This window comes from Streptomyces yunnanensis, from assembly GCF_029011865.1.
Taxonomy (GTDB): Bacteria; Actinomycetota; Actinomycetes; order Streptomycetales; family Streptomycetaceae; genus Streptomyces; species Streptomyces yunnanensis.
This window is the reverse complement of the sequence record NZ_CP095749.1, coordinates 2,805,072-2,819,660: the sequence shown is the minus strand read 5'-3', so window position 1 is coordinate 2,819,660 and position 14,589 is coordinate 2,805,072. Positions and strand designations below refer to the sequence as shown.

Sequence of the window (14,589 nt, the reverse complement as noted above, 5' to 3'; positions counted from 1 at the left end):
GGGCTTGCGCTGGCCCGTGCTGTGGAGACCGGCGCGGGACCGGTCGACACGGCACGGAACCCCCGTCGAGGCGGCGAAGCGGCGGAGCCGGATCCACCGCCGGAATCAGAACGGCGGAAGCGCGGGCGAGCGGGACTGCCCCGCAGCAACGCCGTCCGCGAGCGCGGTGATGGAGGCGACCGCCATACGCGTCGGTGGACCGAGCGGCGCACCACAGCTGGCGGGCGCAGGAGCACCATCGGCCCGCTGATCGACCACGACTCTCCAGCCTCGCCCGTCCGTGTGCGCAACGGTAACGGCCCAACTGTCAACGGCGTTCGCCATCGGTCCGTCTCCGGGCGTCGGACCGTGGCCACTCCCCGGTCCGGCCGGTTCGGGCCGCACCGGATCGGTCCGTACGACGTCGAGTGCGTCCGCGCGGCGCTCCCGGATCAGCTCGCGGACCGCGAGGTCGGCGGCCTGGGCCGGCCGGTCCCACGTCGAACGGCCCCGGCACTGGTCGAGCGTGACGAGACCACCTCGCGCAGCTTCCACGACATCCTTGACCAGCTGAGTCGAGACGCGTCCGTAGGCGTAGCCGTAGGGGAGGACGAACAGCGTGGGGGAGAAACGGTGACCTCCGATGTGCGTCACCTCCCACGTCGCGCCGCCCCCGGCGGCCAGCTCGGCGGCCAGCGGGCGGCCGAGGAGCGCACAGCAGCGATCCCGCTTGCCGTTGGTGCACACAAGCACCACAGGTTCGCCGGTGTACGGCTCCCAGAGATCGAGATGGTCTCCGGCTCCCGCGGCGGCGAAATCCAGCCCGAGCGCGGCTCGCGGGTCGGTGACGATGGTGGTGCGGATCCAGGAACGGCCGGGAGCGGTGTGCGCGAGGAACAGCCGACGCCGGGGGATGCCGTGAAGGTCGGCATGGCGCCCGGGCCGACGGATGAGAGCAACGCGCACGCCAGTACCTTCTGCCGCGGCTTCCAGGGCCCGGCCGACGTGCGGGTCGAGGTGGCTGTCCGCCAGCGCCTTGGCTCCCCATGGCCCGGTCTGCTCGATCAGCAGCCAGGTCTGGGCGGTGGCTGCTGTTCCGGCGAGAGGTTCGGACGCTTCGAGGGAAGCGGTAGCGCATGTGCTCACAAAGGTGAGCCTAACCCGGAGGGCCATGCCCGGAATGCCGGGAGGACCGCGAGGCATGCCACGACGAGTGGCGGTGGTCTGTCGTGCCTCCGGTACAGCGGAATCGGGCACGGAGGCCGACGGCTGCGACGCCGCCCGGCGCGGCCGAAACGCAGGAGGCCGACGCCGAAGGCACCCCATGAGGGTCGGCGGAGGCGGTGACGTCGGTGCGCAGGTGTCGCAGGCTCCAGACGGGCGGCGGTGCGGACCTCGGCCACCGGTAGGGCCGGAACTTCGAGAGCATCCGTGGAGTGGCCTGAGGAGTGGATGCGCCTCATACGGCACGGTCGCTGTTCACGACCGCCGCGGTTCGTTTGATCCCGGGCGGTCTCCGGGCCGGACGGGTAGCAGGACGGGGCCCTTGGCATGGGCGGTCCGTTACGATCGACAGCTCGTCCGCCGCCGGGCCGTGCGGCCCGCCACCCGCACCATGGAGGCGCTCCCCTTGGCCACGCAACAGATCCCGGTCGTCGTGCTCGCGGGCTTCCTGGGGTCAGGCAAGACCACCCTCCTCAATCACCTGCTGCGTGCCGGCGACGGCATCCGTATCGGTGCGATCGTCAACGATTTCGGCAGCATCGAGATCGACGCCATGACGGTCGCCGGGCAGGTCGACTCGATGGTCTCGCTCGGCAACGGGTGCCTGTGCTGTGCCGTCGACACCAGTGAGCTGGACACCTACCTGGAGCGGTTGGCCCGTCCCGCGGCCCGTATCGACGTGATCGTGATCGAGGCCAGTGGGCTGGCCGAGCCGCAGGAACTCATCCGCATGATCCTGGCGAGCGACAACGACCGGATCGTCTACGGCGGACTGATCGAGGTGGTCGACGCAGCGGAGTTTGCGGACTCTCGCGTTCGGCACCCTGAACTGGACCGGCACGTGGGCATCGCCGACCTCGTGGTGCTCAACAAGGCCGACAGGATCGGGGACGACGCGCGTCAGAAGCTCGTCGGCACGCTCGGGGATCTCGCTCCCGGGAGGCCGGTGATCTGCACGGCGTACGGGCGGATCGATCCGGAGATCTTCTTCGACCGTGGGCCTGGGGAGGACCGCGACGCGGCTGTGCGCCAACTGTCCTTCGAGGACCTGCTGCGCGAGGCTTCCGCCAACGGAGCCCCGGGCCAGGCGGTCGATGGCGATGGCGACCACGACCACCAGAGTTGCCGTGACTGCGAGCATGGCCACGCCGGGCACCTGCACGCCGCCTACGAGAGCGTGGAGTTCACGTCCGCCGAGCCGATGCATCCGCGCCGCCTGATGGAGTTCCTCGACAGCCGACCCTGCGGCCTCTACCGCATCAAGGGGTTCGTCCACTTCGACGTTGCGGAGAACCGTCAGAAGTTCATGTTGCACGCTGTCGGCAACTTCCTGCGTTTCTACCCCGAGCCGTGGCCGAAGGGGGAGGAGCGGTGCACCCAGCTGGTGATGATCGGCAGCGGTATCGATGCTCCGGCGCTGCGCAAGGAACTGGAGAACTGCCGCCAGACCGTGCCGGCGGAGGCCGATGAGAACAGCATGTGGGGCGTGCTGCGGTACGTGCCCGAGCAAGAGGCGTGAGCGCGACGGCCGAGTGCCGGGTGCCGTCGGCCTGCCACGGAGAGGCACCGTCACGGGGAGCGCCTCCCGAGGCCGGGAGTTGATGTCGTAGGCGCCGCTACAGGCGGCAACGCTGTCCACGCCGGTTCCCGGGGGTACAACCGACGCCGCCGGGGTGGTCGTTTACCACCCCGGCGGCGTCGTGTGTGCAGGCCGTCGTGGTTACACGGGACCGGCCAGTGCTGCCACCGGCTTGTCCAGCGCCACTCCGGAGCCGTCCCGGCGGGGATCCGGCTCCGGCAGGGGTACCGGCGCCCCCTTGGCGTCAGCGGCCCGTACCGGCGCCGGGCCGGCCCAGGCCATCGTCAGGCAGTCCTCGCCCTTCAGGAACCGCTGGCAGCGCACACCGCCGGTCGCCCGGCCCTTGCGCGGGTACTGGTCGAACGGCGTGAGCTTGGCCGTCGCCACCGAGTCGTCCAGCGTGCCGTGCGACCCGGCGACCGTGAACACCACGGCGTCCACGGCCGGATCGACCGCCGCGAAGGCGATCACCTTCGCGCCCTCGCCCAGCTTGATGCCGGCCATACCGCCCGCCGGCCGGCCCTGCGGCCGCACCTGTGCTGCCGGATACCGCAACAGCTGCGCCTCGTCGGTGATGAAGACCAGGTCCTCCTCGCCCGTACGCAGCTCCATCGCGTCCACGATGCGGTCGCCCTCCTTGAGGGTGATGACCTCCAACTCGTCCTTGTTGGACGGGTAGTCGGGCACCACCCGCTTCACGACGCCCTGCTCCGTACCGAGCGCAAGACCCGGCGAGGACTCGTCCAGCGTCGTCAGGCACACCAGCCGCTCGTCGTCCTGCAGGCTCAAGAACTCCGAGATCGGCGCGCCGCCGGAGAGGCTGGGCGTCATGGTGTCCGGAAGCTGCGGCAGATCGATCACCGCCAGCCGCAGCAGCCGCCCGAAGGACGTCACCGCGCCCACCTCGCCGCGCGCGGTCGTCGACACCGCCGAGACGATCACGTCGTGCTTGCCGCGCTTGGCGTCGGCGTCGAACGACGTCTCCGCCGTGGTGGTGCGCGCCAGCAGGCCCGTGGAGGACAGCAGCACACGGCACGGGTCGTTGGAGACCTCCAGCGGCACCGCGGCGATCGAGGCGCCCGCCGACTCCTGCAGAACCGTGCGGCGCGCCGTGGCGTACTTCTTGGCGACCACGGCCAGCTCGCCCGAGACCAGCTTGCGCAGCTCGGCGTCCGATTCCAGGACCCGGGTCAGGTCCGCGATCTCGGACTCCAGCCGGTCGCGCTCCGCCTCTAGCTCGATCCGGTCGAACTTGGTCAGCCGCCGCAGCGGGGTGTCCAGGATGTACTGGGTCTGCACGTCGCTCAGCGAGAACCGCTCGATCAGGCGCTCCTTGGCCTGGGCGCTGTTCTCACTGGAGCGGATCAGGCGGATGACCTCGTCGATGTCCACCAGAGCGGTTAGCAGGCCCTCGACCAGGTGGAGCCGGTCGCGCCGCTTGGTGCGGCGGAACTCGCTGCGCCGACGCACCACGTCGAAGCGGTGGTCGACGTAGACCTCCAGCAGCTCCTTCAGGCCCAGCGTCAGCGGCTGGCCGTCGACCAGCGCCACGTTGTTGATGCCGAAGGACTCCTCCATCGGCGTGAGCTTGTAGAGCTGCTCCAGCACGGCCTCGGGGTTGAAGCCGTTCTTGACCTCGATCACCAGTCGCAGGCCGTGTTCGCGGTCGGTGAGGTCCTTCACGTCCGCGATGCCCTGGAGCTTCTTGGCCCCCACCAGATCCTTGATCTTGGAGACGACCTTCTCCGGGCCGACCGTGAAGGGGAGTTCGGTGACGACCAGCCCCTTGCGGCGGGCCGTGACGTCCTCCACCGTGACCGTGGCGCGGATCTTGAACGTGCCGCGGCCCTTCTCATACGCGTCCCGTACACCGCCCAGACCCACGATCCGACCGCCCGTCGGCAGGTCCGGACCCGGTACGAAGCGCATCAGGGTGTCGAGGTCGGAGTTCGGGTGCTTGATCAGGTGGCGGGCCGCGGCGATCACCTCGCCGAGGTTGTGCGGCGGCATGTTCGTCGCCATACCGACGGCGATCCCGGACGACCCGTTGACGAGGAGGTTCGGGTACGCGGCGGGGAGGGCGACCGGCTCCTGCTCCTGGCCGTCGTAGTTGGGTGTGAAATCGACGGTGTCCTCGTCGATGGACTCCGTCATCAGGGACGTCGCCGACGCCATCCGGCACTCGGTGTACCGCATCGCGGCGGGCGGGTCGTCATTGCCCAGGGAACCGAAGTTGCCGTGCCCGTCCACCAGGGGCAGCCGCATGGAGAACGGCTGCGCCATGCGCACCAGGGCGTCGTAGATCGACGCGTCGCCGTGCGGGTGGAGCTTACCCATCACCTCGCCGACGACCCGGGCGCACTTCACATAGCCGCGGTCGGGCCGCAGGCTCATTTCGTTCATCTGGTAGAGGATGCGGCGGTGTACGGGCTTGAGGCCGTCGCGGGCGTCCGGCAGGGCGCGCGAGTAGATGACCGAGTACGCGTATTCAAGGAAGGAACCCTGCATCTCATCGACGACGTCGATGTCGAGGATCCTCTCCTCGAAGTCGTCCGGCGGCGGGGTCTTCGTGCTGCGGCGGGCCATCGCGGCTGCGGCTCCTTTTGCTGCGTCTACTGCCGATGTGTGATCAACGCTGTTGGGTCAACGCTTCGGACCCACGCTGGGATCAACGTTGACCGGCCGGCCGGCGGACCGACCGGCGAGTCCGATGAGTCTGACGCGGACCATTGTGGACCGCCCCACTGACAACGCTCACCACGACTCCCCCATTGACGCCCCGCGGGCGGCGACGGCGCACGTTCGGGGCCTTCCGCACGGGAACTTCGCCAGATGCCGACGCGGTTGCATACAGTGACAGAACTTCCTCGCAAGCGGATCGAAGGGACGTACATGCCCATGGGTCACACGGCCACAGAACAAGCCGGCTCCGGCGGCCTGACAGCGACCGAGCACCGGCTGGCCAACGGCCTGCGCGTGGTGCTCTCCGAAGACCATCTGACACCGGTGGCAGCCGTCTGCCTCTGGTACGACGTCGGCTCGCGCCACGAGGTCAAGGGCCGTACGGGCCTGGCTCACCTCTTCGAGCACCTGATGTTCCAGGGATCCGCGCAGGTGAAGGGCAACGGCCACTTCGAGCTCGTCCAGGGCGCCGGTGGCTCGCTCAACGGGACCACCAGTTTCGAGCGCACCAACTACTTCGAGACCATGCCCGCCCACGAGCTGGAGCTCGCCCTCTGGCTGGAGGCGGACCGGATGGGCTCGCTGCTGGTCGCACTCGACGACGAGTCCCTGGAGAACCAGCGGGACGTCGTCAAGAACGAGCGCCGCCAGCGCTACGACAACGTCCCCTACGGCACGGCCTTCGAGAAGCTGACGGCCATGTCCTACCCGGAGGGTCACCCGTACCACCACACCCCCATCGGGTCGATGGCCGACCTCGACGCCGCCTCCCTGGAGGACGCGCGGGCCTTCTTCCGCACCTACTACGCGCCCAACAACGCGGTCCTGTCCATCGTGGGCGACATCGACCCCGAGCAGACGCTGGCCTGGGTGGAGAAGTACTTCGGCTCGATCCCTTCGCACGACGGCAAGCAGCCGCCCCGCGACGGCGGTCTGCCCGACACCATCGGCGACCAGATCCGCACGGTCGTGGAGGAGGACGTCCCCTCCCGTGCCCTGATGGCCGCCTACCGCCTCCCGCACGACGGCACCCGTGAGGCCGACGCCGCGGACCTCGCGCTCACCATCCTGGGCGGCGGCGAGTCCTCCCGCCTGTACAACCGCCTGGTGCGCCGCGACCGGAGCGCGGTTGCCGCCGGCTTCGGCCTGCTGCGGCTGGCCGGCGCGCCCTCGTTGGGCTGGCTGGACGTCAAGGCGTCCGGTGGCGTGGAGGTGCCCGCCATCGAGGCCGCGGTCGACGAGGAGCTGGCCCGCTTCGCCGAAGAGGGGCCGACCCCGGAGGAGATGGAGCGGGCGCAGGCCCAACTGGAGCGCGAATGGCTGGACCGGCTTGCCACGGTCAGTGGGCGCGCCGACGAACTGTGCCGCTTCGCCGTCCTGTTCGGCGACCCGCAGCTCGCGCTCACCGCCGTCCAGCGCGTCCTGGAGATCAGCCCGCTGGAGGTGCAGACGATCGCCAAGGCCCGCCTGCGCCCCGACAACCGCGCCGTGCTCGTCTACGAGCCCACCGCGCAGACCGACGCCGCCGGCACCGAGGAAGAGGAGGCGGCCAAGTGACCGACGCCACCACCCCCGCAGACGCCCCCGTGAGCACCATGGAGTTCCACCCGCAGCCCCGGGGCGGCACCCCCAAGCCGTGGGCCTTCCCGGCCCCCGAGCGCAGCCGGCTGGCCAACGGGCTGACCCTCCTGACCAGCCACCGCCCCGGCCAGCAGGTCGTCGCCGTGGAGGTCAACCTCGTCGCCCCTCTGGAGACCGAGCCCGAGGGTCTCGACGGCGTTGCCACGATCATGGCCCGCGCCCTGTCCGAGGGCACCGACAAGCACACCGCGGAGGAGTTCGCCGCCGAGCTAGAGCGCTGCGGCGCCACTCTGGACGCGCACGCCGACCACCCCGGTGTGCGGGTCTCCCTGGAGGTCCCCGCCTCCCGGCTGCCGCGCGCCCTCGGGCTGCTCGCCGACGCGCTGCGCGCCCCCGCCTTCCCCGACAGCGAGATCGAGCGGCTCGTCGGCAACCGCCTCGACGAGATCCCGCACGAGCTGGCCAACCCGGCCCGGCGTGCCGCGATGGCGCTGTCGAAGGAACTGTTCCCGGCCACCTCCCGGATGTCCCGGCCCCGCCAGGGCACCGAGGAGACCGTCGCGCGGATCGACGCGGCCGCCGTCCGCGCCTTCTACGACACGCATGTCCGGCCCGCCACCGGCACCGCCGTCATCGTCGGCGACTTCACCGGCGTCGACCTGGACGCGGCGCTGGCCGGCACCCTGGGCGCCTGGACGGGTTCCACCGCCGAGCCCCCGAAGCCCTCCGCGGTCGTGGCCGACGACGCCGGGCGCGTGGTGATCGTCGACCGCCCGGGCGCCGTCCAGACGCAGCTGCTCATCGGGCGGGTCGGCGCCGACCGGCACGACCAGGTGTGGCCCGCCCAGGTGCTCGGCACCTACTGCCTGGGCGGCACCCTCACGTCCCGGCTGGACCGTGTGCTGCGCGAGGAGAAGGGCTACACCTACGGGGTGCGCGCCTTCGGGCAGGTGCTGCGCTCCTCCGCCCCGTCCTCGCCGGAGGGGGCCACCGGCGCCGCCCTGCTCGCCATCAGCGGGTCGGTGGACACCGCGTCCACCGGGCCGGCCCTCCAGGACCTGTGGACGGTGCTGCGCACCCTCGCGGCGGAGGGGCTCACGGACGCCGAGCGTGACGTCGCGGTGCAGAACCTCGTCGGTGTCGCGCCGCTGAAGTACGAGACCGCCGCGGCCGTCGCGGGGACGCTGGCCGACCAGGTGGAGCAGCAGCTCCCGGACGACTACCAGGCGCAGTTGTACGCCCGGCTCGCCAAGACCGGCACCGTCGAGGCGACCGCGGCGGTCGTGAGCGCCTTCCCGGTGGACCGGCTGGTGACGATCCTGGTCGGTGACGCGGCGCAGATCGCCGAGCCCGTCAAGGCGTTGGGCATCGGCGAGGTGACGGTCGTCAGCGGCTGATCCCGTCGGTGACGGCGGTCAGCAGACGGCTCGTCACTTATCGACAAAGCGGCTCCCGTGGTGGTCAGTTGCCACGGGAGCCGCTGCGTGTGCGCGCCGGGTCCGTGACTTCCGAGGCGCACACGGCTCCGCGGGATCACGCGCGGCGGGCGGTCGGAGATGCCCGGCCGGTTGTGCCGGTTGCCCGTTTCGCGTGTGGCGTGGCGCACAAAAATCCGGTTCTGTTTGCCGATTGAAAGTTGTCCCGATTAGCGTCGGTCCGGCTGTTCGTCACAAGTCCGCCACAACAGTGGCACCGGGCAGCCATCGCCGAGTCCCCGTACGGCGCGAGCCAGGGGAGCCGGGGACCCACATGTCCCTTGGGGTGAATCGGGCGCCTCTCCGGAGGAACCCGTAGGAGACCTTCCTGCTCCGAACCCGTCAGCTAACCCGGTAGGCGAGAAGGAAGGAAAGGACCAGCCAGTACATGGCGTTCACCCGTGCCACCGGGAAGCACCGCCGCGCGACCCGCACCGCTCGTACCACCCGCAACCTCGCCGGCATAGCCACCCTCGCCGCCTCCGGTGTCGTCGCCTCCGTGGCGTCGCCCGCGCTGGCCGCCACGAGCGAGGCGGCCCACCACGACACCGGCCTCCAGCAGGCCGTCGTGATGGGTGACGAGCTCGCCGTCCGGATCGAGGCCCAGGCCGACGCGCAGCAGGCGGCCGCCGAGGCCACCGCGGCCCGGGCGAAGGCCGAGGCGGAGGCCCTGCGGCTGGCCGAGGTGGCGAAGAAGAAGGCCGACGAGGAGCGCGCGGCCAAGGTGCGCGCCGCCCGCGAGGCCGAGCGCAAGCGCCTCAACACCTTCGTCGCCCCCGTCACCGGCTCCTACGTCTCCACCGCGTACAAGGCGTCCAGCGGCCTGTGGTCCTCCGGCAGCCACACCGGCATCGACTTCCACGCCGCCTCCGGCACGTCCGTCCACGCCGTGGGCTCGGGCACCGTCGTCGAGGCCGGCTGGGGCGGCGCGTACGGCAACAACATCGTGATCAAGATGAACGACGGCACGTACACCCAATACGGTCACCTGTCGTCGATCGGGGTGACGGTCGGCCAGACGGTGACCCCCGGGCAGCAGATCGCCCTCTCCGGCAACACCGGCAACACCACCGGCCCGCACCTCCACTTCGAGGCGCGGACGGGCCCCGACTACGGCTCGGACATCGACCCCGTCGCCTACCTCCGCGCGCACGGCGTCACCGTCTGACCTCACCCGGATCTCTCCGCCGCAGCACCGTCCCCCGGAGCCCCGGCCCGCCACCCTGGTGGGCCGGGGCTCCGTCGTCCCCCGGGGCCGCCGGCGCACCGCCCGCCCGGAGGCCGTGCGCACCGGCCGAAAAGCGTCGGTGAATTCACGACATGCTGAGGGAAAACCCTCCGCGTTCGAATAGAGTCGGAGAAAGTCGCCGACGGGGCGGCACTTTTTCGGAGATTACGGCGGAGGCACGGACGATGCGAGGCCATATTTCCGCGCATGCGGTGTGCACAGCGATTCGCGACGACATCGTCTCCGGCGTACTCGCGCCGGGGAGTCGGCTGATCGAGGACATTCTCGCCGCGCGCTACGGCGTTTCCAGGGTCCCCGTGCGGGAAGCGCTGCGCACCCTCCAGTCCGAGGGATTCGTCACCACCCGCCACCACGCGGGCGCCTGCGTCGCCGAACTCGACGAACAGGAGGCCGCCGACCTTCTCGACATCCGTGCCCTCCTGGAGCCGCTGGGCGCCGCCCGCGCGGCCGCCCGCCGCAGCTCCGCCCACCTGAAGGTGTTGCGCGGCCTGGTACGGCTCGGCCGGGAGCGGGCCCGCCACGGCCACCCCGCCGACCTGCGCCAACTGGACAGCTGGTTCCACGAGACGCTCGCCCAGGCGACCGGCAGCCCCAGCCTCACGGCACTGCTCACCCAGCTGCGGCGCAAGATCGAGTGGATGTACGTCGTGGAACCGCCGACCCGAGTCACCGACTCGTGGGACGAACACGGTGCCGTGCTTGACGCGATCGCCCGGGGGGACGCGGAACGCGCCCGTGCCCTCATGGCGGCCCACATCGAGCGGTCGCTTCCCGTGTACCGGCTGCGGCGCGCCGCTCCCGTGGTGAGGGAGCCGAAACGAGCCGTCAACACGGCACGCGCCCGCACTTAACACTCGCCCCGTATACAAAGAGATGGCGTAGCGGAATTGCCGCCATGGGGAAGGAAGGCGGATGGGGCGGGAGGGGTGGAGCGGGATAGGGTGGAGAGTTCGTGCTCCGCACTCCGCAACCCCTGATTCGGGATTCCGTTTTCGGGAATCCTGCCGCGATCGAGAATTCGGCAGGCTGAAGGAAAGAACTCCGACCGGGGACGGGTATTTCTTGACGCCCTGAGCAATACATGGCGGGGCGGAGGATTCGCGAAGCCCTGTCCGGCGTGCTCACGGCCCGCCTCCCGCCTTCCCCGGCCGCTCGTTTCCGGCCCGGCCGCGTGACGCCGGCCGTCGAATCCGCCTCCCGTCGCGGCCCCGGGCGACGTGACATGCGACGGCCCCGGCGCCCCTCGCCGCAAGAAGGCGCGCCTCCGTGCCGCCGCCCAAGCAAACGACCCCGCCGCAGTACCCGGTTGTCCCGGTCACCGCGGCGGGGCCGCACCAGCAGAAGGGGGAGTCGGGACGCGGGGCCCCGGTGCTCCTCAGACGGTCTCGGGGAGCTCCTCGAGGCCCTCCGCGACCAGCTTCGCCAGACGGTCGAGCGCAGCCTCGGCGCCATCGGCTTCGGAGGCCAGGACGATCTCCTCGCCACCCTGGGCACCCAGGCCCAGAACCGCGAGCATGGAGGCGGCGTTGACGGGGTTGCCGTCCGCCTTGGAGATCGTTATCGCGACACCGGAGGCGGTGGCCGCTCGGACGAAGATCGACGCGGGGCGGGCGTGCAGGCCCTCGGCCCAACCGACATTGACGCGGCGCTCAGCCATGGTGTTGCCCTTCAAAGTCGTGACTGTTGTCTAGACCATTCTCGCACGGTGCCGGGAGTGGTCCCGTAGCACTTCGCCCCGGCCTTCCGTCCGGGCTGTTCGGCTCTCTTCCGGGCCGTCGGTCCCGCTGCGGCAGGGACCGGGAAATCGAGCGTACGCACGTCGAGCTCGTTGTCGGCGGCCCGCCGTACGCTGTCCGCATGCAGATGCCGCCGGATCATGCGTACCCGACCCACTGGGAAGCCGACGTGGTGCTGCGCGACGGCGGCACGGCACGCATCCGGCCCATCACGCCCGACGACGCCGAGCGGTTGGTCTCCTTCTACGAGCAGGTCTCGGACGAATCGAAGTACTACCGCTTCTTCGCCCCGTATCCCCGCCTGTCCGACCGCGACGTCCACCGGTTCACCCACCACGACTACATCGACCGGGTCGGCCTGGCCGCCACGGTGGGCGGCGAGTTCATCGCCACCGTCCGCTACGACCGGATCGACGAGCGCGGGCTGCCCGCCAAGAACCCCGACGACGACCAGGCCGAGGTCGCCTTCCTCGTCCAGGACGCCCACCAGGGCCGCGGCGTCGCCTCCGCCCTCCTGGAGCACATCGCCGCGGTCGCCCGCGAGCGCGGCATCCGTCGGTTCGCCGCCGAGGTCCTGCCCGCCAACACCAAGATGATCAAGGTGTTCACGGACGCCGGCTACACCCAGAAGCGCACCTTCGAGGACGGCGTCGTCCGCCTGGAGCTCGACCTCGAACCGACCGAGCAGTCCATGGCCGTGATGCGCGGCCGCGAACAGCGCGCCGAGGCCCGCTCCGTCCAGCGGCTGCTCGCCCCCGGCTCGGTCGCCGTCATCGGCACCGGCCGCGCCCCCGGCGGCCTCGGCCGCACCGCGCTGCGCAACATCCTCGATGCCGGCTTCACCGGCCGCGTGCACGCCGTCAACCACGCCTTCCCCGAGGGCGTCCGGCACCTGGAGCCCGAGGGCGTCCCCGCCGCCCGCACGCTGCGCGAGATCCCCGAGCCGGTCGACCTGGCGGTCATCGCCGTGCCCGCGGCCGGCGTCCCCGACGTCGTCAGGGACTGCGGCGAACACGGCGTCCAAGGGGTGCTGGTCCTCTCCTCCGGATACGCCGAGGCCGGCGTCGAAGGTCGCGAGCGACAGCGCGCCCTGCTCCGCCAGGTCCGCTCGTACGGCATGCGCCTCATCGGCCCCAACGCCTTCGGTCTGCTCAACACCGCCCCGGACGTCCGGTTGAACGCCTCCCTCGCCCCCCGGATGCCCGGCGCCGGCCGGATCGGCCTGTTCACCCAGTCCGGAGCGATCGGCATCGCCCTGCTCAGCGGACTGCACACGCGCGGCCCCGGCGACGGCGGCATCGCCGGCATCTCCACCTTCGCCTCGACCGGCAACCGCGCCGACGTCTCCGGCAACGACCTCCTGCAGTTCTGGTACGACGACCCGCACACCGACGTCGCGATCCTCTATCTGGAATCCATCGGCAACCCCCGGAAGTTCGCCCGGCTCGCCCGCCGCACCGCCGCCGTCAAACCCGTGGTGGTCGCCAAGGGGGCCCGCCATCACGGCACCGCCCCCCTGGGCCACGCCGTGCCCACCGTCCGGGTCCCCGACAGCACCGTCGCCGCCCTGATGCGCCAGGCCGGCGTGATCCGCGTCGACACCGTCACCGAGCTGATCGACGCCGGGCTGCTGCTGGCCTCCCAACCACTGCCGGCCGGCCCGCGCGTCGCCATCCTGGGCAACTCCGAATCGCTGGCCCTCCTGGCCTACGACGCCTGCCTCACCGAAGGGCTGCGCCCGCAGCGCCCCCACGTCCTGCCCTCCGCGGCGACCCCGGAGGACTTCCGCGCCGCCCTCGCCGAGGCGCTCACCGGGGACGGCTGGGACGCCGTCGTCGTCACCGCCATCCCGTGGGTGGGGGAGGAAGGCGCCGCCTCCCTGGGCGGGAGCGAGGGCGCCGCGCTCGCCGACGCCCTGCGCGCCGCGGTCGCCGCCGACCCGGGCAAGCCGGTCACCGTCGTCCACCTCGCCATGGACGACCTGGCCGAAACGCTCGCGGCCCCGCCCGGGCCCGACGCCCCGCACGCACCCCAGGAGCCGACCACCCCGGCGCAGCGCCCCCCCTCCGGCAGCCAGGAGCAGCCCCCCGCCCCACCCCGCCCGCCGGCCCCCGGGTACGCCCCGGAGCGGGCACCCGCCCCGGAGGCCCGCCAGGCCGCCACCCCCGAGACCCCGGCCCGCCCCCGTCCCGTCCACATCCCCGCCTACCCTGCCGCCGAGCGCGCCGTCCGCGCCCTCGCCGAAGCCGTCCGGTACGCCGCGTGGCGCCGGTCCGCCGCCGAGCCGGGCCGGGTTCCCGAGTACGACGACATCCAGGAGGCGGCGGCCGGCGTCGACATCGAGCGGCTGCTCGACCGGCTCACCGGGGACGTCGCCCCCGGCCGCTCCGTCGCGCTGCCACCCGCCGACGCCGAGGCACTGCTGGCCCGCTACGGCATCCACACCCGCCCCTCGCTCCCGGCACCCGACCCGGACGCCGCCGTCCGCGCCGCCGCCCGGCTCGGCTACCCGGTCGCCCTCAAGACCACCGCCCCCCACCTGCGGCACCGCGCCGACCTCGGCGGCGTCCGCCTGGACATCGCGAGCGAGGCCGAACTCCGCCGCACCTACGCGGAACTGACCGACTTCCTGGGCTCTCCCCAAGAGCTCCGGCCGGTCGTCCAGTCGATGGTGCCGCGCGGCGTCGATACCGTCGTCCGCGCCGCCATCGACCCTGCCGCCGGCGCGGTCCTCTCCTTCGGGCTGGCCGGTGCCCCCTCCCAGTTGCTGGGCGACATCGCCCACCGTCTGATTCCGGCCACCGACCGCGAGGTCACCGAGCAGATCCGGTCGATCCGCAGCGCCCCGCTCCTGTTCGGCTGGCGCGGTTCCCAGCCCGTGGACACCGCCGCCCTGGAGGAACTGCTGCTGCGGGTGTCCCGGCTCGTCGACGACCACCCCGAGGTGGTCGCCGTGGACCTCGAACCGGTCGTCGTCGCCCCACACGGCCTGGCCGTCCTGAGCGCCTCGGTCCGGCTCGCCAGACCGCCCGCGACCACCGACCTGGGCCCTCGCCGGCTGCCCGTCTACTGAGGGTCTCGCGG

At 71.7% G+C, this 14,589-nt stretch carries 9 protein-coding genes and 1 riboswitch; of the genes, 6 read left to right on the top strand and 3 right to left on the bottom strand.

The window, feature by feature from the left end; translation table 11 throughout:
• Positions 1-105: 105 nt before the first annotated feature.
• The gene (locus tag MOV08_RS12285; protein WP_275307495.1) at positions 106-1,125 is read right to left on the bottom strand and encodes a sucrase ferredoxin; all 1,020 of its coding nucleotides are present in this window, start codon (positions 1,123-1,125) and stop codon (positions 106-108) included.
• Between the two features lie 484 nt (positions 1,126-1,609).
• On the opposite strand from MOV08_RS12285, the gene MOV08_RS12280 reads away from it, so the two are divergent.
• Positions 1,610-2,722, top strand: a complete 1,113-nt coding sequence (locus MOV08_RS12280) for a CobW family GTP-binding protein (RefSeq protein WP_275311769.1) — start codon at positions 1,610-1,612, stop codon at positions 2,720-2,722.
• Between the two features lie 201 nt (positions 2,723-2,923).
• Here MOV08_RS12280 and MOV08_RS12275 read toward each other — a convergent pair whose 3' ends face one another.
• On the bottom strand, positions 2,924-5,368 hold the full coding sequence (locus MOV08_RS12275; RefSeq protein ID WP_039632029.1) for a DNA gyrase/topoisomerase IV subunit A: 2,445 nt from the start codon (positions 5,366-5,368) through the stop codon (positions 2,924-2,926).
• A gap of 312 nt (positions 5,369-5,680) precedes the next feature.
• On the opposite strand from MOV08_RS12275, the gene MOV08_RS12270 reads away from it, so the two are divergent.
• From MOV08_RS12270 to MOV08_RS12255, 4 genes are all read left to right on the top strand, one after another.
• Positions 5,681-7,021, top strand: a complete 1,341-nt coding sequence (locus MOV08_RS12270) for a M16 family metallopeptidase (RefSeq protein ID WP_067358171.1) — start codon at positions 5,681-5,683, stop codon at positions 7,019-7,021.
• A gap of 38 nt (positions 7,022-7,059) precedes the next feature.
• On the top strand, positions 7,060-8,442 hold the full coding sequence (locus MOV08_RS12265) for a M16 family metallopeptidase (RefSeq protein WP_275311768.1): 1,383 nt from the start codon (positions 7,060-7,062) through the stop codon (positions 8,440-8,442).
• Positions 8,443-8,739: 297 nt separating this feature from the next.
• Positions 8,740-8,895, top strand: a riboswitch (cyclic di-AMP (ydaO/yuaA leader).
• A 13-nt stretch (positions 8,896-8,908) separates the two neighbouring features.
• Complete coding sequence (locus MOV08_RS12260; protein WP_275307494.1) at positions 8,909-9,688, top strand: M23 family metallopeptidase; 780 nt, start codon at positions 8,909-8,911, stop codon at positions 9,686-9,688.
• A 245-nt stretch (positions 9,689-9,933) separates the two neighbouring features.
• Entirely contained in the window at positions 9,934-10,620 is a 687-nt protein-coding gene (locus MOV08_RS12255) for a GntR family transcriptional regulator (protein ID WP_275307493.1), read from the top strand.
• 524 nt (positions 10,621-11,144) lie between these two features.
• On the opposite strand, the gene MOV08_RS12250 is transcribed toward MOV08_RS12255, so the two are convergent.
• Positions 11,145-11,426: an HPr family phosphocarrier protein gene (locus MOV08_RS12250; protein WP_039640687.1), complete on the bottom strand. Its 282-nt coding sequence runs from the start codon at positions 11,424-11,426 to the stop codon at positions 11,145-11,147.
• A gap of 200 nt (positions 11,427-11,626) precedes the next feature.
• Here MOV08_RS12250 and MOV08_RS12245 point away from each other — a divergent pair, with 200 nt between their 5' ends.
• Entirely contained in the window at positions 11,627-14,578 is a 2,952-nt protein-coding gene (locus tag MOV08_RS12245) for a bifunctional acetate--CoA ligase family protein/GNAT family N-acetyltransferase (protein ID WP_275307492.1), read from the top strand.
• The last annotated feature ends 11 nt before the right edge of the window (positions 14,579-14,589 follow it).

What these genes read in the sequence shown, in the direction of transcription:
- MOV08_RS12250 (WP_039640687.1), bottom strand. Translation starts at nt 11,426, where the DNA reads ATGGCTGAGCGCCGCGTCAATGTCGGTTGGGCCGAGGGCCTGCACGCC.
- MOV08_RS12265 (WP_275311768.1), top strand. Translation starts at nt 7,060, where the DNA reads ATGGAGTTCCACCCGCAGCCCCGGGGCGGCACCCCCAAGCCGTGGGCC.
- MOV08_RS12255 (WP_275307493.1), top strand. Translation starts at nt 9,934, where the DNA reads ATGCGAGGCCATATTTCCGCGCATGCGGTGTGCACAGCGATTCGCGAC.
- MOV08_RS12260 (WP_275307494.1), top strand. Translation starts at nt 8,909, where the DNA reads ATGGCGTTCACCCGTGCCACCGGGAAGCACCGCCGCGCGACCCGCACC.
- MOV08_RS12270 (WP_067358171.1), top strand. Translation starts at nt 5,681, where the DNA reads ATGGGTCACACGGCCACAGAACAAGCCGGCTCCGGCGGCCTGACAGCG.
- MOV08_RS12245 (WP_275307492.1), top strand. Translation starts at nt 11,627, where the DNA reads ATGCAGATGCCGCCGGATCATGCGTACCCGACCCACTGGGAAGCCGAC.
- MOV08_RS12275 (WP_039632029.1), bottom strand. Translation starts at nt 5,368, where the DNA reads ATGGCCCGCCGCAGCACGAAGACCCCGCCGCCGGACGACTTCGAGGAG.